Genomic DNA, 20,311 nt, shown 5'->3' on the forward strand with positions numbered 1-20,311 from the left:
ATCTCGTACCGCCGCTCTTTTTTATTCCTTATATAGCTGTCTTAGAATGCCCACGCAATGTTGAATCCGCCCGTGACACCCTTGCGCTTGCCCTTGAATGCCGTGAGGTTCAGACCGTAGGTGACGGTGCTGTCCACGGGGGCGAAACGGTATCCGAGTTCGAGGAGGGTTGTGCTGCCCTTGAGGCTTGTCCCCGGCAGGTTGTAGCCCTCGAAAGCTGCCGTACCCTTGCCGTCAAACTCGTATTCCCATGCAAGCCCCGCATAGAACTCGCCGCTCAGGTCGTTCTTTACGGTGTAGCGCGTGCCGAGACGGATGCGGCTCGAAGTCGATGCGCCGAAATCGTAGGTCTCGCCGGTCGAGAGCTTTGCACTCGTGCCCGCCTGATGCGCATAGAAGTATTTCGCATAGGTCTCGACCTTGTTGCCGCTGTCCAGCTCCGTCTTCTGTCCGATGCCGAGATGTCCGGCAACGTAGTTGCTCGACAGATCATAGCCGGTGCTTGACGTGCCGATTCTGCCGCTGTAGTCGCTCTTTGCACGGCCGGTGCGCAAACTGCCCTCAATGTACAGACCGTTCTCGCTCTCCGTCTTTGCCATGACACCGATACCGAGGTAGTCGGTCTTGCCGTTGCCGTGCGTGCCGTCGTCGAGATAGGAGTCGTACGAGCCGCGCCCGTATTCGACGAACGGTCCGAACGTGATGGAGCGGTCGATGAGGTCGTTGCGGCGTGCATAGCCAACGTTGAGGTTCCATCCCTTCGTATCGACGTAGGAGCCGGACTTGAGACGCATATTGCCGAAGCTCTGCGCCGCAAACAGCTGATAGCTGCCGAGTGTGGAGAGGGGAACGGAGGCAGCCGCAGAGTTTTTCTCACTGCCGGCATACGGGGTGTCCACGATGTCCGCGATCTGGATCGCCGCCGCCTCCGCTGCGGGGATGCCGACATCCGTGAGGAGGTCGGAGCCGCTCCCGAGGAACGCAATCGCCGCCGCCTGTGTCTCGACAAGGGATTTCGTCTGCGGGTTTACGGATATGTTCTTCACCCGTGCGACAAGCTCGTTCTTGATGAGCGACTGATTCGCAAGCGTACCGCGCGTCTCAAGACCAAAGGTATAGTTCAGCGTAACCCCCTTCGTGGTCTTATACTCCTTGCCGGTAAAGTCGTCCGTCGTGAGATTCTTGTCCGTGGGCAGCTTGATGAGGCTGATGATGTCGCCGCTGTGAATCGGCGCACTGGTTCCATTGATGTCGATACTCAGCTTCATCCCGCGAATATCCTTATGCGAAGGATCGGTCAGCGTCAGCATCGAAAGGCGCGTATCCGCCTGCGGGCTGAGGTAGAAATTGAGGTTCTGGAACCCCTCGAAATAGCCCACCGTCGTACCCATATCATAGATATTCAGCGTATTGCCGTCCGTAACGGGAGCCGCTGCACCGGTCGAAAGCCAACCGCCGTAGACGTGCCCCTTCACGGTCGTACCGCGCAGCGTAACGGTGTTGTCCTTTGCCGTCTTGCCCCAGCCGCCGTAGACATTGCCGCCGATCAGACTGCCGTTGTTTGCAATGCTCCCGATGGTAACGCGCCCGAGATCGACAATGCTCTTTTCCACATCGCCGCTGACCGAGTATCCGCCGTAGATATTGCCCACAACCGAGCCATTCATCACCTGAACGCGGTTGGAGGAGAGCTTCAGCTTGCTCTCGGACTTTGCACCGTAGATGTTGCCCGTGAGATTGCCGTGCAGGAGGACGACGCTGTTCTCCTTCATCTCTCCGTCGCTCGCGGGGTTCTTCGCATAGGCGCCGTATACGTCACGGATGCTCAGAGCCGCATCGCGGTCGATGGTGAGCGCGTTGCCCGTGAGGTTCGCCTTCTTTTCACCCGTCGTGACACCTGCCGCAGCAAAGGTCTTGATGCCGCCTGCCTGCGTTCCCGTGATGAGGAGCTTGTTCCGCTCCACATCATAGCCCATCGCAGAGATACCCGTGAACACCTCATCGCTCACGAGTTTGGCATCCGTGCCGTCATAGCGGCGGTCGCCGTCACGCAGACGGTTGACTGTCATCAGAACATCCTGCCCCGTGACCGTTCCCGCAGCTGTCGTCGTGCTCTCGTTGCCGTTGATGTGCAGATAGGCTTCGTAGGGATCGTTCGGATAGTAGGTCTTTGTGAGATCCGTCGCGGAGTAGTTCGAGAAGTTCATCCCGTCCGCACTCTGAATGAGCCGCAGAGAGTGCGACCCCATCCACGTCGGGTCAATGTTGAACTTCTTGGCATCCACCGTGATTTTCTTGAAATCAATCGTGTTGCCAAGACCGCCCGCTCCCTTGATTTGGAGCATGGTCTTGCCGATGAGGTTGTTGTTGTGGAGAACAAATTTGAAGGTGTCGAAGTTCTTCACCTGCTGCACGGAGACATTGCCCGCCTGCACGACGAGTGTATTGTCCGCACCGGCACCGGTATCGTTCGCACCGTAGATCTTGCCCTCGATGGTCGCATCGTAGCTGCCGTTGTCCGCACCGAGGATGAGGGTATTCTTCGTCGCCTGACCTGCGGTCGCAGCATAGCCCGCATAGACATCGCCCGTCACCTTGCCGCCCGTAATCTGAACGGTATTCTCCGTAACCGCACCCGTTCCTTTCGAGTAGCCTCCATAGAGCGTCCCTGCCGTGCCGCCCGCCATGAGGACGCGGTTGTTCTGCACTGTGCCGGCATTGTTGCTGCGACCGATGTAGCCGCCGTAGCCCTCTGTCACAGAGAAGGGATTTTTGCCCGTGGAGCGAATTTCGAGGGTGTTCCCGTCATTGGCGGTTGTGCCGCCCGAGCCGCCCGTCTTGCCGAGGGTCTTGGCGCCGTATGCCGCGATGCTGCGGGTCAGCGTGCCGTCGATGATCAGGCGGTTGTGCGTGGTCGTCTGCCCGCCGTAGGAGAGGCCGGCAAACCACTCTGCCTGATCCTTCGTTTTATCCGTCGCTTCGTATTTTACATCGCCGTTTCGGAAACGGTTGTAGTCGAGCAGGACTTGCTTGCCCTGTGCCGTATCCGTATCCGTACGCAGGGAATACTCATAGTCTCCGTTCGTCTTCGTCGCCGCCGATGCGCCCTGCGGATCGTAGTTCGTAAACGACAGCCCGTTGGACTTGGAGGCGTCGAGAAGTGTGACCCTGCCCGCAATCTGCCGGTTCGACATCCGTGTCAGATCCAGCCCGAAGTTCGCAAAGTCCACGCTCTGCGTCCCCGTAAAGAGTTTGCCCGAGGGATCCTGCCCCGTCAGCGTGAGCATGGTGTCGCCCGCTTGGATCTGATCGGTGAGGAAGAACCTGTAGTTTTGGAAGTTATAAACCGCCTTGACGGTGATGTTCTTCGCCTTGACATTCAGTGTGTTGCCGTCTGCTGTCGTTGCGCCGCCGTAGAGGGTCGTATGCGTGAGATCTGCGCTGTACTGTCCGTCCGGCGAACCGAGGTTGATCGTGTTCCCCGTCTCAACGGTCTTGTTCGTCCCATGGGCATAGCCGCCGTAGATGGCAGTATCCACGACGGAGTTGTCCTCACGCAAACCTCCGACGCGCCCGTCTGTGATGGTGACGATGTTCCCACCGGACGATTTTTCCAGTTTATCCCCGCCCGTGGGAAGATCGGCACGTGTGATGCCACCGTACACATTTCCATGGACGACGCCGCCCGTGATGGTGACCTCGTTCTTCGTAACGACAGCGGCATTGTACGCCGACGAGGTACTCTCTCCACCGACGACATCGGTGCGAACGTCGCCGCTTTCAATCGTGACCTTGTTTTCCGTCACCTCGCCGTCCGTGCCTTTGCCGTCGGACCATGTACCGTTGGAGAGTGCGCCGTAGACGTTGTTGACGACGGCATCCGAGCCGGCACGAATTGTGACCTTGTTCCCCACCAGACGGGCAGTACCGTCTGTGTAGGCACCATAGATCTTATCGCCGAGCTTCGCCGTCCCCGTCACCGTGACCTCGTTCTCCAATGCCGTACCGATCTTCTTCAGATATGCGCCGCAGATGTCCTTTGCAGAGCCACCGCTGATCGTGACTATGTTTTTCTCGACAGTCGGCGTATAGGTATCCTGTGCACTGCCCGATGCCCAGAAATCACCGTAGACACCATAGACAATTTTCTGAATATCGCCCTCGGTGATCGTGACCTTGTTCCCTGTCGCCGTGCGGACGGTGCTGTCGTCGCCGTCGATGGATGCGCCACGTACTTCGCCGCCAATGACCGAATAAACGGTATCGCCGATCTTGTTCCCCTGAATGGTGACCTCGTTCTCCGAGACGGTCGTTTTGCCGGAACCGCCCGTGACACCGCCCTTGACCTCTGCGTTGTCCACGGTGACGGTGTTTTTATGAACGACGCCCGTTCCCTCAGAGCGTCCGCCGATGATCTCGCCTGTTACCGTGCCACCCGTGAGGACAACCCCATTCTCCTTGACACTGCCCTCGTGTTCCGCATGACCACCGTAAAGGTTCGCCATCACGCCGCCCGTCATACTGAGCTGGTTTTTAATGGCATCTGCCCCTGTGGTTGTCTTGCCGCCGTATGCCGAAAGCGTCCCCTGATATGTTCCGTCCGGCAGAAGTGTACCTCCTGCGTTTGTAATTTTCAGCTTGTTGTCACGGACGTTCCGCTTCTCCCAGATGGAATAGCCGCCGTAGATAGCACCGTTTACAGCAGCGGAACTGTTATAGGTCGCATCGGCGTTCTGGAAGCGATGGAAGGTAGCCTTGACCTCACGCCACGTTGTCGAGCGTTGGGGAGCAAGAAGATGATCTTGTGTCACATAAGTGTTCACCGACATCTGATACTCGTAGTCTTCGCTGACCCCCGTCGGCTTGGCAGAAGGGTTCGTAATGTAGAGGTTTGAGGCACGGTTGCTCAGTGTAGGATTGTTTTGCGTTTTGCCGTCCTTCATCAGCGTAACGGTACCGACATCACCATAGTAGCCCGTCACATCCTGATTCTGTGCATTGACCCCCTTGCCGCTCCAACCTGTCGCATCGACCTTGAAGTCTGCGAGGCTCACGTTACGCCCGAGCGCATTCCCGTCCTCGGTCAGCGTGAGCATGGTATTGCCCGCACGGATGCCCGCATTCAGTGCAAATGTATATTTGTCAAAATTCTTCGCGGAGACCGTGGTAACGTTCTTTGTCCGTACGGTCAGTTCGTTTTTCCCGTAGTGAACCGTATCATTGCCGCCGTAAAGCTCCGCCTTCGTGAGATCCGGCGTATAGTCGCCCTTCACATCACCGATGGTGACGCGGTTGGCAGCCGTTGCTCCGTTGGTGGAGATATTCTCGGCATAGCCGCCGTAGACCTTGCCCTCGACCGTGCCGCGCTCGATGACGACATCGTTGTTGTTCGCCGAGGTCTTGCCCCTGCCGCCCGCGATGGCAATGCCGTCCGCCCCCGCCTTGACCGTTCCGTACACGGTGCCGCCCGCATTCGTGAGTTCCACCTTGCCGTGCGTCGCGCCGCCTTTGATAGAATACGAACCATAAAGTGCCCCTGTCACCGTGCCGCCGCTCATGCGAACGGTATTTTCGATTGTTTTGCCCGTCCCTGTCTGCTGAACCATGCTCTCTGCATGACTGCCGTGGAGTTCGCCCGTCACCGTGCCGCCGTTCATCTCGACGATGTTGTTGAATACGCTCCCCTTACCCTCGCCGGCATAGGCGTTCCCGACGAGGTTGATGTTGTTAATGGTGAGCGTATTGCCCGACACGTCTGCGGTCGTCGCCGCCTTGCCGCCCGCCGTAATCGTTCCGTTCACGCGCGGCAGATTAGGACTTGGCAGGATTAACTCTCCGATGGTGAGATGGTTGCCCGCTACGGATCCGTTCATCAGATTCGTGCCGACAATATCGCCGTAGGGATGTGCCACTGTCCCATCATTTCCGCCAATGTTGTCCCCAGTCTTGACGGTCGCACTCTCTGCCGCATACGCCGCAGGCGCACCTGCAAACGCACCGCCAACGGCGAGCGCGACAAATGCGGCGAGCTGCCGCTTTGCTTTCATTCCTTTGAGCATTTTTCCTCTCCTCCACGAAAGCGAACCTGCTGTGTGGGGCATCATTTTCATATGAATGTCCCCCCCCCGCAGACATACAGGCAATCATTACTCTACGGGGATTTCTCATTTATCTATTATATGGCAGATGTTTGAAAACGTCAATCACTAGTTTGGAGCGTTCCTCACATCTCCTGCCCATAAATGCTGCGAATCTCCTCGGTATACCGCCCCTCCGCGTCGCGCACGATGAGTGCGGGCTCGTGGCGCATCCCTGTGAGTGCCGCGCCCTTGAGCGCCTCGATGAGCATGAGGTTCGGCGCACGATCCGCACGCGGCTGTACCATGCGCAGACGCTTGACGGCAAGGTGCTCCGCGTGGAGGGCGAGAACGATCTCGCCGAGCCGTTCGGGCAGGTGTACCAGAACGAGCCGTCCGCCGTAACGGAGGGCGTACGATGCGGCGTGTACGGTGTCGGCAAGGGTCGCGGTGATTTCGTGACGTGCCGCCGCGCGTGCGCCCACGCTGAGAGCTCCGCTTGTCACGGGGCGGTACGGCGGATTGCTGAATACGAGATCATATGCTCCGCACGCAAAAAGAGCGGGAGGGTCGCGATAGTCGCCCTCCCGCACCGTTATTTTCTCTGTGAGTCCGTTCATCCGGACGTTCCGCGCGGCAAGCTCCGCCTGCACGGGACTGAGCTCCACTGCCGTGATATGCGCCGCGAAATCTGCGACGAGGAGCGGAATGACCCCCGTCCCCGTGCCGAGGTCGAGCACGCGCTCGCGTCCTCTGAGCGTCGGGAAATGTGCGAGGAGAACGGCATCCATCGAAAAGCAGAATTCATCCGTGCGCTGGATGATGCGCCGTCCGCCCAACGAGAGGTCGTCGATGCGCTCGTTCGGGCGCAGGTCGATCCGCTCACTCATGCGGTACATCGTCCCGCTGCGGACGCGGACGGTTGTGCCGCCGTCTGCTGTGCGGGCGGCGATTCTTTGCGGGGCGTTCCTGCCCTACACGGTTCTCGCGCCCGTCGCGCGGCGTACGCTCTGTACGCTCGTGCTGCCGACGCGCGGGACGCTCCCGCCGCTCCTGTCCGGCACGGCTGTCACGGGGCGTACGCTCACGCTCTCTGCGCTCCCTGTGCGGCGTATGCGTCCGTTCCTGCGTACGTTGCGGACAGCCCTCCTGCTCCGCGTCCTCGGCGCGTGCGACATCCTCCCATGCAGCAACGACGGTTTTCCCGTCGTCCATCAGGATGGTCGCCGTACGACGCTGTTCGCTGACCGCCACGACGCGTCCCTCCCCATCCTCGGCAAGGACGCGGTCGCTGACCGCAGGTGTGTACTCGGTCTTTTTCACACGCATACAGCCGCCGCAGCCGTAGCCCTCGCTCTCGTATTTCAGGCAGCACATGAGCCGCCCGCAGATGCCCGAGATCTTCGTGGGGTTGAGCGAGAGGTTCTGCTCCTTTGCCATGCGAATGGAGACGGGCACGAAGTCGCCGAGGAAGGTCGCGCAGCACAGCGGCCGCCCGCAGCAGCCCATACCGCCCATCATCTTCGCCTCGTCGCGCACGCCGATCTGACGCAGCTCGATGCGCGTGCGGAACACGCCCGCGAGTTCACGTACGAGCTGGCGGAAGTCCACGCGCCCGTCTGCGGTAAAATAAAAGAGCATTTTCGACAGGTCAAAGGTCAGCTCGACATCGACGAGCTTCATTTTCAGTCCGAGTTCTCGAATCTTCTCCTCGCAGACGGTGTGTGCCTCCCGCTCCCGTGCATGATTCTCCTCGATGCGTGCGAGGTCGGAGGGATCCGCAACGCGGTGGACGACGCGGAGATTCGGCGGCACGGATCCATCGGACACCGCACGCGGCGGAATGACAACCCTGCCACACTCCATGCCGCGCGTGGTCTCGACGACGACATAATCGCCCTCGACAATGGTCAGCTGCCCCTGTCCGAAGGAGTATATCTTGCCCGCCGGTTTGAAGCGGACACCTACAATCGTTTGCAAAACTTCCTCCTAGGTATGTATATGTATCGTCGCACGTTTGATGTCCCGCGCAAACGCCTCGTTGCGCAAGTGATCGTGTGCTTTTCTGCCCCCTTTACTCACTTGCTCCACTATGGTTCGCTTTGGGACACCATTCCGCACAACGTAAGTTTAGGAATCGCTGATAAAATGAAGTCCGTCAGATTGGCGTAGATTTTTCGTCCGAACAAGGAGGCAAACCGGACGCATAGCAAGGGCTATGTGGAGGATCGCGGGCACAGTGCGGGCAAAAAAGATGCGTCAAGATGGCGGTGCTGAATTTATCAGTGCTTCCTTTATCTTGGAGCACTCATACAAACGGCTTCCTCGCCCGCAGCAAAAACGCCTCGATCTGTAGGGCGGGGTTCACATTTGCCGCAAAACGCTGCGCGAGCCGGCGCGTCTCCTCCATGAGCGCAAAGATGTCCGCATGGGTCATCTTCGCGCACAGCGCGGTGAGTTCTGCGCGGCGGTCGATGTGACAGAGCGCATCGCTCGCGCCGTCCTCGGAGAGGAGGAGCAGGTCACGCAGCGCCATCTGCAAAAAGCCGATCCACGCCGTCCGCTCCGCGTGTGTGCGTGCTCCAAGCGCCTCGGCACACGCCCAAATATCCTCAATGCCGAGGGTGCGGAGGCGGAGGAGGAGTGTGAGTGCCTCGTCCCGCAGGGCGAGCCCCTCCTCCGCGAGCGCATATGCCCGCCCGAGGCTGCCGTCGGAGAGCGCGGCGATCGCCTCCGCATTCTCTGCGCCGCGCTCCGTGAGTACCGCCGCAATCTCCGCACGGGGCAGCGCACCGAATGCGATGCGTACGGCACGCGAGCGGATGGTGGGGAGGACGGCATCGTAGGCACTCGTCACGAGGAGAAAGAGCACCTCGCCCGTCGGCTCCTCGATGGTCTTGAGAAGCCGGTTTGCCGCTGTTTCGTTCATGCAGTCCGCACCGTCGATGAGGATGATGCGCCGGTTGCTCTGAACGGGCGTCCCCGATGCGGCAACGAGGATGTCACGCACCGCCTCCGTGCGGATCATCGCCGCACTCTTGCCCCGTGCCTCGGGCGCGGTCTCGAAGTAGTCGGGATGCACACCCGCCGCCATTGTGCGGCACGATGCACAGTGTCCGCAGGGGTGATCTCCCGCCTCGGCGCAGAGCAGTGTCCGCGCGAGCACGCGTGCCGTGCGCCGCTTGCCGATGCCCTCCATGCCGCAAAAGATGAGGGCATGGGGCAAACGCTGTGCGGCGGCAAGTACGCGCAGACGGCGGATGATCTGCGTATGTCCGCAGATGTCCGCCCAGTCGCGCGGAAACGCCTCCCGCACGGTCTCATCGCCGGCAGGTGCGGACACAACGACATTTTTCTTTGTCCGTGCCATTACATATAGAGATCAACGAGCAGACCGCGGATGGCATCGTGGCTCGCGATGATGTCGAGCTGGTCGGACTGCCCGAGACGGATTTTCTCCGCCATCTCCTCCAATTTGCGGTCGATCTTGCGTACCGATGTGTAGACCTTCTGCCGCCCGAGGCGATCCCACCCCGCCTGTGTGCGCAGCTCGTACATCGAGCCGACCGCCTCACCGATGAAGCTCTGAATGAGCGAGCGGTACGAGCGCAGTTCGTCGAACGTCGGCGACTTTGAGAGGCGCGCGCCCTGCTTGTCGATCTGCTCCAACAGGCGATCCATCGCCTCGCGCGACATCGCGGACTCCTGATCCGCCAGCTCCATGCCGAAATCCGTCGCCGCACCGCGCACACCCGCATCCGTCTCTGCACGCGGCATCGCGAGTGATGTGTTTCGCGTTATGCTGCTGTCTATCTTCATCGCCACCGCGTCCACCGCCCCTTTTCCTTAATGAATCGACATAATTCACCGATTGTTATTATAGCCCGAACAAAAGCCAAAGTCAAAGCAGTTATCGCTTCCGGTGAAAATTGACTTTACAGTACATCTCTGTTATCCTTATTCCTCGGAAAGAGAATGCGGATGAATGTATCCATCATTTAGAAAGAAAGGATTTGACAGCATGATCCTGGAAGGGGACAAACTGACCGCTCTCCTGCGCCACGGCGCTGCCATCCACATCGTAGATGCAGCGCTTGAAATCGACTACTACGGAACGCTTGAACACAGCGAGGAGGAACAGGCGGCGGCCGGACCTGCAGATGTTCTTGCCGTTCGTCTCGATATTCCCGTTGGGAAATACATCAACACCCCCGAGACGGGTCATGTCTTTCAATGTCATCTGACGGGTCCCGGCTGCGTCTACCACTTCGCTGTCGCCTACCGCTCCGCCGCACCGCTGCCGGATACGGTCTGGTATCTGGATCTGCCCACGCGTGCGGAACGCATTCAGCTGCGCGACTATGTCCGTATCCCTATCCCGATGTCCATCGAGGTGAAACTGCCGGGCGATCACGGAAGCCTCAAGAACTATCGCGAGGTCGAGCTGATCGACATCAGCGGCGGCGGGCTTTGCTTTGTGCATGATGCGCCGCTGATCATTGATGCGCAGCTTGCCGTGCGCGTACCCGATCTGCCGCACATCGGAACGCTTGAAACGGAGGGGTCGATCCGGCGTGCGACACCGATTGAAACGACACTCGGTATGATCTATCACATCGGTATTTCTTTCGGGAACAGCCTCGGAAAGAGGGAGCGGGAGCGGTTGCTGCAGAGCATCTACCAGCTCCAGCAGAGCTATCTGCGCAAGGGGCTGAAGATCCCGCAGATCGACCATACCAAGAGAAGCTGAATATGGAAAGAGGGGACTGCACGATGTGCAGTCCCCTCTTTGTGTCAAGCTCACGCCCAGCGCAGTTTCATCAGCTCCGGATAGACCTCCTCAAGCACCTGCAAGCCAACGCCGACCATCGCCATGAAGCTGTCCGCCTGAAAGGCTCCGATGTGCAGATCGAGCGGCAGGTCGATGTCTACGACCACATCGCGCTCGTCGTCAACGACAAACTTCACATAGCGGTACTGACTGTTCCACTCGTTGAGCTTCTCATGGAACAGCTTCTCATCCGAGTTCTCGTCGAGCCGCACAAGCCCGAAGTATTTGATCTTGATAAAATCGTTCGTATCGCCGTGCTCGGTGACGACGATCGCGATGCTCACGACGCTGCCGTTGTCAAGCTGCTGACGCATACGGATGATCTGTTCCTCGCCATCCTCCGTCGCGTCCTCGCCGTATTTCATGTCCTGCTTGTCCAGTTCCGCCTTGATCGCTTCAAATGCGCTGTTCTTGAGTCCTTCGTCGCTTCCGCTGAAGCCATCAAAAAGTCCCATAGAATCCTCCATTCAAACGTGCGTATTATTCCTGCGAACGCGGCATATGTCCACGCGTACACAGTTCCATCAGGTCGTCGTAAACATTCTCCACAACGCGCATACCGACCCCCATCATCCCCATGACACTGTCGGGCTGAAACGCCCCCCTGCGCAGGTCGAGCGGCAGGTCGATGTCGATGACGACATCCTGATCGCGGTCGAGGCAGAATTTGACATAGCGAAACGCACCGTTCCATTCATTGATCTTCGCCAGGAGCGCAGCACGTCGGTCGGACTCCTCCAGATAGGCAATATCATAGAGTTTGATCTTGATGAATCCATCGGCATGGTGAACGTACTCGCGCACGACAACCACCGCTGTAACCAGCTCGTCGTTCTCAAGTTCGTTCCTCATGTAGAAATGCGTTTCCTGATGATCCTGCTCACTCTCATCGCTGATCTCATAGTTCCATTCGTTGCGGTCAAGTTCTTCCTTGATCGCATTTCTGATCTCCAGGGCGGTGGTCTCCTCACCGCCTTTGAATCCGTCAAAGAGTCCCATTTGTCCCCTCCATATCTGCTCTGCTCTGTCCGCAGGGCATATGTCCCCATTCCTATGGCACAGAGGCGATCAAGCCGCCCGCGCGGGCATATAATCACCGCAGTGCCGCATATCTGAATCCCGTTTTCCATGATGCTGTCTGCCGCCCGACTGCGCTTCAGAGAAGCCCCCCAGCTCCTCCGAATCGCAGCGCACAGGAGAGGTCAGTCGCTCTCCCTGCCGGCACGCAGCTCGCTCAGCCCCCATGCGAAGAACGCATCCATCCCGACGAAGGCAAAGCCGTTGTCCGTCACCGCCTCCCCGAACTCCTCCATTGTGCCAATGGCGAAGGAGCCGGCATGGCGTCCCGGCGCACGCTGCGGCAGATCCCCCTCCACCCCGCGTGCAAAGAACTCCTCGGTGTCCACGTTGACAGCGGCAAGCTCATGCAGGAAGTTGCGCGCCATCTTCATCTTGCCCAGACGATAGAACAGCATCGCCAGAGGCAGGTACATCATCGCCACACCTTCCTCGTAGCGCTGATAGAGTGCGATCGCCGCATCCCCCTCCTCGATTGCCGCGTAGATGAACATGAGCTGGTAGCGGCGACCGAGTGCGTCATGCTCCGAGAGGCGCAGCATCTCCTCGCACTCCTTTGCCGCCAGACGCAGCTTGCGCGCTGCGACAAGCGCCTCAAGATAGGACAGCCGCAGGAACATATAGGGCTTCGTCGCGGGTAGCGCCCAGAACTTTCCGATGTTCTCCTCCGAGAACACGCCCTCTGATTGGAGCCGTGCCGTCGCCTTGCGCGTCAGATCCTCATAGTGGTGTACACGGTCGTCGGCGTTCTTCGCGAGGTACTCGATCTGCATACTGGCGGCGGTGATGTTGTCCGGCTCCATGCGCAGCACACGCTTGATGATGCGATAGCGTTCCTCGCCCTTCTTCTTGCGCGCGCGTGCGATCAGTTCATCCGCAGTGAGCGTATTCACCTCACGCGGCAGATTCGGATTCTCACGCAGTCGCTGATTCAGCTCCGAAACGATCTCGGTCATGCGCTCCACGCTGACCTTTCCTCCTTCAGCCTGTACCATGCGGTTCAGTTCAAGCTGCATCCATTCCTTGTCTGTCATGCGGTGTCCCTTCCTTTGCTGGTAGTTCCTGTCTATATTATACCTTGTTTTTGCGGAAAAAGCTACAAAAAAGAACTGCCGTCGCGCACACGGCGGACGACAGAACCTTTGCTATTCTTTTTTCTTCTTCTTTTCTTTCTTGTCCTTCTTCGCGTGCTTGTCGTGGCTATTGCCGGGCTGCACAAGCTCCGGATGCTTCTTCGCCTCAAGCGCCGCGCGATCCGCATCGCTAAGTATACCGCGCGACCGGCGGATCATCTCCTCCCGATGACCGATTGCATAGTTGATGATCGCATCGAAAAATTTCTTTTCGACATCCTTTTCCGAGAGGGTGGAGAGCGGGATCTCCTTCGCGTTCTCCTCGCGTGTGAGCGTCCCCCACTCACTGTCCAGATCCTCGTGCACGGTGACGTGGACGACCCCGGCCGCGAGGTCGATCAGAAGATACTCGGCAGCGCCCGAGAGATCGCTGTAGCCGTCCAGCGGCAGCATACGCCAACGGCGCTTCGACACAACATCCTGGATCTGGATCTCGTCATAGATGCGGAGCGTCGGCACGACGATCTTCGTGAGGTCGATGTGACCGTGCGTGTCCACGGCATACTGAATCTGCTCCTTGTTGAAATAATAGCCCTGCCGTGCCGTCGACTGCACCCACTCATAGACGTGCGGCGGAATCTCCTCGGCGGCACCGGCGGAACGGACACCCGTCAGCAGAACGGCGCAGAGAACAAGTGCCGCTCCCCATTTTTTTTGCAAGATCATCGCTCCCATCAATGCATTGTGTGCTCTCTATGCTAGTATCGGAAACTGAATTTTTGCTGAACATATTAGGGAAGCACGGATAAATTCAGCACCGCCGGACTTCATGGGATCCGTGCTTTCCCATGTCAGAGGCCGGAGCGGTACGCTCAGTCGTCTGTATTGTCGAGGCTGTCCAGCTCGTACGGCGTTCCCTGATAGACGTAGTAGTTCAGCCAGTTGGCAAAGAGCAGATGTGCGACGCTGCGCCACCGCACGACGGGCATACGGTTCGGATCATCCTCGGGGTAATAGTTGCACGGTATATCGGGGGCAAGCCCCGCCGCAAGGTCGCGGTCGTACTCCGCCTTGAGCGTCATCGGATCGTACTCGGCGTGTCCCGTGATGAAGAACTGACGCCGGTGCAGATTCGCGATGATGTAGACCCCGGCATCCCCCTCGGCAAGAATCGTCAGCTCCGGCACGCGCTCGATGTCCGTGCGCAGCGTTTCCGTATGGCGTGAGTGCGGTACATAGAAGCTGTCGTCAAAGCCGCGCAGGAGGGGCTCGTGCTGCACGCAGAGACGGTGCTCAAAGACGCCGAAGATCTTCTTCTGCGTCCAGTGCTTCGGAATGCCGTAGTGATAGTAAAGTCCTGCCTGTGCGCCCCAGCAGATATGAAAGGTCGAGTAGGCGTGTTTCTTGCTCCACTGCATGATTTCGGAGACTTCGTCCCAGTAGGCGACGCGCTCGAACGGAAGCTGTTCGATCGGCGCACCCGTGATGATGAATCCGTCGTATTTCTTGTGGCGCACCTCGGCAAATGTGCCGTAGAACTCCGAGAGATAGGCACGCGAGGTGTGCGACGGGATGTAGGACTCCGTATAGATAAAGTCCGCCTCCACCTGCAAGGGTGTGTTGCCGAGCAGACGCAGGAGCTGCGTCTCGGTCACGTCCTTGATCGGCATGAGGTTCAGAATGAGGATGCGCAGCGGACGGATGTCCTGCCCGTACGCACGCGCCGCATTCATGACAAAGACGTTCTCCCTCTCAAGAACGTTGGTCGCAGGTAAATGATTCGGTATTTTAATGGGCATATTGTCCGTTTTCCTTCCCCAACGAGATGCGCCATCCCCGCCGCATCACGAAAGCTGATAGCGGTTGACCCACGTCGCATAGCCGTCCGCAAAGGCACGCAGGCGGATGAGCCCGCGCCCCTCGGAGGACTCGGAACGGATCATCCGATACGAACCCTCATAGGCATCCTCCAACGGATGCCAGCCCTCTGCGGGAGTCCAGTATTTCCCCGTCACCATGCGCTCCGTCCCCTGCGGAAGGTTCACCGCACGCTTGTCAAATTTGATCTCAATCGCCTTGCCGTCCGCATCACGCACCTCCGTCCACGCCCAGAAGATGAGGTTGTCCCCCATGCGGCGCATGGTCGAGGTATCCGCCGTCACCTGCGTCCGCATCCCGCCGGAACTCTCGTCCGACCACAGGAGGATCCAGCGGTCGTCTGCGTGCATCCGCTCGAACTCCCCCTGATGAAAGACGGCATCGACGATCACGGCATAGAACTCCTCGTCAAACTGCTGGGAGTTCATCTCCTTCTCCCTGCCCTCCGCCTTGGACCAGAGGACATTGCCCGCCGCATCGTAGAATGTCTCGCTGATGTACTGCAAGGTGCGCTGCTGCGGAACGACCCGCACGGCGGCAACGGTATACGCAAGCTGTCCCGGATCCTCGATGACGTGTTCAATCTGATAGTTGCGAATCGTCTCCTCCGCGCCCGCATAGCTGAGGGTCGTCTTGATCTCCGCCGCGATCTCAGTCGCCACAGAGGATGCCCCGGACGCGGGCATGATCTGCTGCAGCACACGCACGGAGGCGGGCGCATAGAATTTCGAATACTTGTCCGACGCACTCACAAATGTCCATGTGTATTCTGCCGCGAGGGCTGCAGGACACAGTACGAGGAGAAAGAACAGGGTCGTGATGAAACTTACACCATAGCGCATTCTTTGGCACTCCTTTCTCTAGTCCAGAGCGACGCACGCACGCGTACGCCCTCCCGTGAAGCGAATCTGCTCCCGATAACCGAAGGAGTGTGCGTACTGCACCGCCTCCTCGTTGTAGCGTGCGCAGTCCTCCGGCTTGTGCGCATCCGAGGTGGTGATGAGCGGCAATCCATAGTCCCGCGCCACACGCATAAAGTCCGGATACGGAGAGAACTCCTTCACGGGGTAGCGGTAGTACGTCCCCGTGTTGAGGTCAACGATCATATCCGCCGCCTTCATCGCACGCGCCACGCGTTCGAGGTACGGCGTGACATCAAAGTCGGGGAAATGTTTGTACAGGCGGATGTTAAAGGGATGGCCGAGCGCATCGTAAAGCCCCGCTGCCGCGAGCTTTTCCACCTCCTCGGTATACCATTCGTAGATGTCCGTGAGAGAGTGGTTCTCCCATTCCGCCACGATCGCCCCCGTATCATACGCCCAGCCGCGCAGGAAATGCACAGACCCGATCACATAGTCAAAGGGGTAGGCACGGAGGATTTTTGCGACCGCCTCCTGATTTTGGAAGTTGCAGACCTCGATGCCCGCGAGAACCTTGTATTTTTTTTGCAGCTTTTCAATAAAGGCAAAGTATTCGTCGAGCGTGTACTTGAACTTGTTCGTCTTCAGCCATGTGCGCTGAAAGCTGCCGACAAAGGAATCGTCCAAGATGAGATCGTCATAGTAGAGCTGCTCGAACTCCGGAAAGGTGTGCGAATGCTCGGAAAAACCGATCTCATGCACGCCGCGCTCCGCCGCCGCGCGGACGAAGCCCGCAGCGTAGTCCTCATCGTACGAGCCATACTCAAGGTGCATATGATAGTCAAAGCGCATGGGATCACCTCAATCAAATTCACCTGCAAGGATGCGCTCGCAGACCGTCAGCACCCCGTGCGCCCGATTGCTCGGCGCACGGTATCGCGCACGCTCCTTGACGGCGGGAATGGCGTTCTCCATCGCAAAGCTGTGTGTCACGGCATCCATGAGCTCCAGATCGTTCCCATAGTCGCCGAACGCCGCGCATTCATCGGGGGCGATGCCAAGCCGCTCCTGAATCCGCCGGGCGGCGACGCCCTTGCTCACGCCCTGCCCGTAGACATCTACCCACTCGGCGCTGGAGAGGGTTACCTGCATCCGATCCGCATACTGCTGCATGGCAGGGTAGATCGTCTGCGCGGCGTTGCCCGACGGGTCACAGAACGCCATCTTGATCGGCACATCGTCCACGGCGGCAAAATCCTCCACCACAGCCGAGTCCGACACATATTTTGCGAGCTCCGTGCGAAAGGACTCCGTATTGTCCGCCGCGTGGAGATAGCCGCACTTTTTCCCGCAGTATATGGAATGCACGCCCGCCAGCCCTTCGCCCGTCCGCATCACAGCAAGCGCAAGCGATGTGTCCACGGGACTGGAAAACAGCTCCCTGTCGTGCTCCATCACAAGCGTACCGTTCTCCGCGAGAAAGATCATCTCATCCCACCACGGTGCAAACGTCTGACGGAGCGAGGCATACTGCCGCCCCGACGCGGGCGCGAATCGGATGCCGCGCTCCTTTAGGCGTGCGTAGACCGCGCCGAACCCTGCGGGCAGATTCCCATGCTCGTCGAGCAGCGTTCCGTCCATATCCGAAAAGATCAGCCGTATCATCCCGTCACCTCTCCTTCTCCATAATGTTCTCATTATAACAAAGAACAATTTTACACGCAATGAAAAGAAACCGCAGGATAAGACAGCAATAAAAAATGAGCTGCTGCACGAGGCAAAAGCCTCGCACAGCAACCCATAAACGTATCTCTGCGTCGAAATCAGCCGAGGATGACAAGTGCCTCGCGCACCTTGACCGACTGTCCTGCCGTAACGTTGATCGCCTTGACCGTGCCGTCCGCAGGTGCTGCGATCTCGTTCTGCATCTTCATCGCCTCAAGGATGAGGAGCGTATCGCCCGCCTTGACCGCCTGACCGACCGAGACCTTGACCTCGATGATCTTGCCGGGCATCGGAGCGTCCACGGAGCTCTCGCCCGCCCCTGCCGATGCCGCCGGTGCTGCCGGAGCCGCAGGAGCTGCCGGTGCAGGAGCAGCCGGAGCCGGTGCAGGAGCGGCTGCACGCGGTGCAGCTGCGGGAGCTGCGCCTGCTGCGCGTACTTCCTCGACCTCAACCTCATAAGCAGTGCCGTTGACCGTGATGTTGAACTTCTTCATGTGTTATTCCTCCAACATTTATATTCCCAAGGGAAGCACGCCGTTTCATCAATGCTTCCCCCGCGACAGACATTCCTCAAAGATTGCTGCGATTGGCGAGCGTCCAGATCTCTGCCGGCTTGATGCGCACAGCGACAACCTTGCCGCCCATCGCCGACTGAACAGCGGCTGTGATGACTGCGACGATCTCCGGCCCAGCGGTATTTGTAGCCATATTTTACCTCCTGCCTGATTAGAGCGGAATGTTCCCGTGCTTCTTCGCGGGATTGTCCTCACGCTTGCTCGCAAGTGCGTTGAGTGCCGTGATGATGTAGGGGCGCGTCTCACTCGGCGTGATGACCATGTCGGCGTAGCCGCGCTCCGCCGCCTTGTACGGGGTCGCGAACTCCTCAATGTACTCCGCCGTACGCGCATCCTTGTCCGGATCCTTGCGGAAGATGATGTTCGCCGCGCCCGCAGGGCCCATGACGGCGATCTCAGACGTCGGCCATGCCATGACCTGATCCGCACCGAGCTCGCGGTTGCACATTGCGATGTAGGAGCCGCCGTACGCCTTGCGCGTGATGACCGTAACCTTCGGCACCGTCGCCTCGCTGTAGGCATAGAGCATCTTCGCGCCGTGGCGGATGATGCCGCTGTACTCCTGATCGACGCCCGGCAGGAAACCCGGCACATCGACGAGGTTGACGAGCGGAATGTTGAACGCATCGCAGAAGCGGATGAAGCGCGCCGACTTGTTGGACGCATCGACATCGAGGCAGCCCGCCATGACGTTCGGCTCGTTCGCGATGATGCCGACCGTGCGGCCGTCAAAGCGTGCGAAGCAGCAGATGATGTTCGTCGCGAAATGCTGATGCACCTCGTAGAACTCGCCGTTGTCGACGATGGAACGAATGACATCCTTCATGTCATACGGTGCATTCGGATTGTCGGGGATGAGCGTGTTGAGGCTCTCGTCCTGACGGTTCGGGTCGTCGCCCGTCTCTACGTGCGGGACTTCCTCCATGTTGTTGCTCGGGAGGAAGGAGAGCAGGTAGCGGATCTGGTCGATGCAGTCCTGATCGTTCTCCGCCGCAAAATGTGCAACGCCGGAGCGGCTGTTGTGCGTCATTGCACCGCCGAGTGCCTCCGCCGTGACCTCCTCCGCCGTGACCGCCTTGATAACGGCAGGTCCCGTGATGAACATCTGGCTTGTTTTCTTCACCATGAAGATGAAGTCCGTAAGAGCGGGGCTGTAGACCGCGCCGCCCGCGCAGGGTCCCATGATGACAGAGATCTGCGGGATGACACCCGAGGACTTCGTGTTGCGGTAGAAGATGCCGCCGTAGCCCGAGAGGGCATCGACCGCCTCCTGGATGCGTGCGCCGCCCGAATCGTTGATGCCGATGCAGGGTGCGCCCATCTTCATCGCGAGATCCATGACCTTCCAGATCTTGTGTGCGTGCTTTTCGCCGAGCGAACCGCCCTCAACGGTGAAGTCCTGTGCGAATGCGTAGACGAGGCGGCCGTTCACCGTGCCGTAGCCCGTCACAACGCCCTCGCCCGGCAGCTCCTTCTTGTCCTGCCCGAAGTTGGTGCAGCGATGACGAACGAACATATCCAGTTCGACGAAGCTGTCCTCATCGAAAAGCAGGTCAAGGCGCTCACGTGCGGTGAGTTTGCCCTTGCTGTGCTGTTTCTCGATGTTCTTGGCGCCGCCGCCCTGTTTCAGATGCTCTTTCTTCTCCAGCATCAACTCAATTTTTTCCTGGACTGTGGACATCATATCCCTCCTGTATCTCTTACCGCAGGATGCAGGAATGATGCAATCCTGCGGGAATGAACATTCTATAGCGCGGGTCGCTCCTCAGCGATCCTCATGCTCACAGATCTCAAGGAGAACGCCCTTCGTCGATTTCGGATGGAGGAACGCGATCTTCGCGCCGCCCGCACCGATGCGCGGCTTCTCGTCGATCATGCGGACGCCCTTCGCCTTGAGATCGGCAATCGCATTCTCGATGTTGTCCACGCGCAGGGCAATGTGCTGGATGCCCTCGCCCTTCTTCTCGATGTATTTCGTGATCGGGCTGTCCTCTGCCGTGCCGATGAGCAGCTCGATCTCACTCTTGTTCGGTGTCGGATGGAACGTCGTCGTGACCTTCTGCTCGGCGACGGTTTCCTCAGCCGTGCAGGGGATACCGATCACGTCCGACCAGAAATTCTTTCCCTCCTCGAGATCTTTTACGGCAATCCCGATGTGATCCACTGCCAGAACCTTGAACATAGGTGCTTCCTCCTTGGGAAATTGCTGTCAATT

The 20,311-nt window shown here is 58.8% G+C and carries 18 protein-coding genes and 1 pseudogene; 2 read left to right on the forward strand and 17 right to left on the reverse strand.

Features of this window, described 5'->3' with window-relative positions:
• Positions 1-41: 41 nt before the first annotated feature.
• From QU667_RS09440 to QU667_RS09450, 3 genes are all read right to left on the reverse strand, one after another.
• Complete coding sequence (locus tag QU667_RS09440) at positions 42-6,059, reverse strand: autotransporter outer membrane beta-barrel domain-containing protein (RefSeq protein WP_304986923.1); 6,018 nt, start codon at positions 6,057-6,059, stop codon at positions 42-44.
• Between the two features lie 164 nt (positions 6,060-6,223).
• Complete coding sequence (locus QU667_RS09445; RefSeq protein WP_304986924.1) at positions 6,224-6,967, reverse strand: tRNA1(Val) (adenine(37)-N6)-methyltransferase; 744 nt, start codon at positions 6,965-6,967, stop codon at positions 6,224-6,226.
• Positions 6,960-8,057, reverse strand: a complete 1,098-nt coding sequence (locus QU667_RS09450; protein WP_304986925.1) for a regulatory iron-sulfur-containing complex subunit RicT — start codon at positions 8,055-8,057, stop codon at positions 6,960-6,962. Before QU667_RS09450 ends, QU667_RS09445 begins: the two co-directional genes overlap by 8 nt.
• Positions 8,058-8,249: 192 nt before the next feature.
• On the opposite strand from QU667_RS09450, the pseudogene QU667_RS09455 reads away from it, so the two are divergent.
• A pseudogene (locus tag QU667_RS09455) lies at positions 8,250-8,371 on the forward strand (secretion protein HlyD); the annotation flags it as partial.
• A gap of 14 nt (positions 8,372-8,385) precedes the next feature.
• Here the strand turns inward: QU667_RS09455 and holB are convergent.
• A complete protein-coding gene (gene holB, locus QU667_RS09460) occupies positions 8,386-9,447 on the reverse strand; it encodes a DNA polymerase III subunit delta' (protein ID WP_304986926.1) in 1,062 nt (353 codons plus the stop codon).
• The gene (locus tag QU667_RS09465; RefSeq protein WP_304986927.1) at positions 9,447-9,902 is read right to left on the reverse strand and encodes a YaaR family protein; all 456 of its coding nucleotides are present in this window, start codon (positions 9,900-9,902) and stop codon (positions 9,447-9,449) included. Before QU667_RS09465 ends, holB begins: the two co-directional genes overlap by 1 nt.
• A gap of 196 nt (positions 9,903-10,098) precedes the next feature.
• Here QU667_RS09465 and QU667_RS09470 point away from each other — a divergent pair, with 196 nt between their 5' ends.
• Entirely contained in the window at positions 10,099-10,827 is a 729-nt protein-coding gene (locus QU667_RS09470; RefSeq protein WP_304986928.1) for a flagellar brake protein, read from the forward strand.
• A 50-nt stretch (positions 10,828-10,877) separates the two neighbouring features.
• Here QU667_RS09470 and QU667_RS09475 read toward each other — a convergent pair whose 3' ends face one another.
• The 12 genes from QU667_RS09475 to mce all read right to left on the reverse strand — a co-directional run bounded on the left by QU667_RS09475 (position 10,878) and on the right by mce (position 20,278).
• Positions 10,878-11,363: a YbjN domain-containing protein gene (locus QU667_RS09475; protein ID WP_304986930.1), complete on the reverse strand. Its 486-nt coding sequence runs from the start codon at positions 11,361-11,363 to the stop codon at positions 10,878-10,880.
• 25 nt (positions 11,364-11,388) lie between these two features.
• Complete coding sequence (locus tag QU667_RS09480; protein ID WP_304986931.1) at positions 11,389-11,907, reverse strand: YbjN domain-containing protein; 519 nt, start codon at positions 11,905-11,907, stop codon at positions 11,389-11,391.
• Positions 11,908-12,110: 203 nt separating this feature from the next.
• Positions 12,111-13,019, reverse strand: a complete 909-nt coding sequence (locus QU667_RS09485) for a hypothetical protein (RefSeq protein WP_304986932.1) — start codon at positions 13,017-13,019, stop codon at positions 12,111-12,113.
• Positions 13,020-13,130: 111 nt separating this feature from the next.
• Positions 13,131-13,778, reverse strand: coding sequence for a hypothetical protein (locus QU667_RS09490; protein ID WP_304986933.1), 648 nt, complete (start codon positions 13,776-13,778; stop codon positions 13,131-13,133).
• Between the two features lie 152 nt (positions 13,779-13,930).
• The gene (gene metA / locus QU667_RS09495) at positions 13,931-14,857 is read right to left on the reverse strand and encodes a homoserine O-acetyltransferase MetA (RefSeq protein WP_304986934.1); all 927 of its coding nucleotides are present in this window, start codon (positions 14,855-14,857) and stop codon (positions 13,931-13,933) included.
• A 45-nt stretch (positions 14,858-14,902) separates the two neighbouring features.
• Positions 14,903-15,778 (reverse strand): hypothetical protein, encoded by an 876-nt coding sequence (locus tag QU667_RS09500; RefSeq protein ID WP_304986935.1) that lies wholly within the window; start codon positions 15,776-15,778, stop codon positions 14,903-14,905.
• A gap of 18 nt (positions 15,779-15,796) precedes the next feature.
• Positions 15,797-16,648, reverse strand: a complete 852-nt coding sequence (locus tag QU667_RS09505; RefSeq protein ID WP_304986936.1) for a histidinol-phosphatase — start codon at positions 16,646-16,648, stop codon at positions 15,797-15,799.
• Positions 16,649-16,657: 9 nt separating this feature from the next.
• Positions 16,658-17,461 (reverse strand): Cof-type HAD-IIB family hydrolase, encoded by an 804-nt coding sequence (locus QU667_RS09510; protein WP_304986937.1) that lies wholly within the window; start codon positions 17,459-17,461, stop codon positions 16,658-16,660.
• A gap of 158 nt (positions 17,462-17,619) precedes the next feature.
• Positions 17,620-18,015, reverse strand: a complete 396-nt coding sequence (locus QU667_RS09515) for a biotin/lipoyl-containing protein (RefSeq protein WP_304986938.1) — start codon at positions 18,013-18,015, stop codon at positions 17,620-17,622.
• Positions 18,016-18,091: 76 nt separating this feature from the next.
• Positions 18,092-18,229 (reverse strand): hypothetical protein, encoded by a 138-nt coding sequence (locus tag QU667_RS09520; RefSeq protein WP_304986939.1) that lies wholly within the window; start codon positions 18,227-18,229, stop codon positions 18,092-18,094.
• An 18-nt stretch (positions 18,230-18,247) separates the two neighbouring features.
• On the reverse strand, positions 18,248-19,777 hold the full coding sequence (gene mmdA / locus QU667_RS09525) for a methylmalonyl-CoA decarboxylase subunit alpha (protein WP_304986940.1): 1,530 nt from the start codon (positions 19,775-19,777) through the stop codon (positions 18,248-18,250).
• A gap of 84 nt (positions 19,778-19,861) precedes the next feature.
• Positions 19,862-20,278, reverse strand: coding sequence for a methylmalonyl-CoA epimerase (gene mce, locus QU667_RS09530; RefSeq protein WP_304986941.1), 417 nt, complete (start codon positions 20,276-20,278; stop codon positions 19,862-19,864).
• Between the last annotated feature and the right edge of the window lie 33 nt (positions 20,279-20,311).

The sequence above is a fragment of the Selenomonas dianae genome, from assembly GCF_030644225.1.
Taxonomy (GTDB): Bacteria; Bacillota; Negativicutes; order Selenomonadales; family Selenomonadaceae; genus Centipeda; species Centipeda dianae.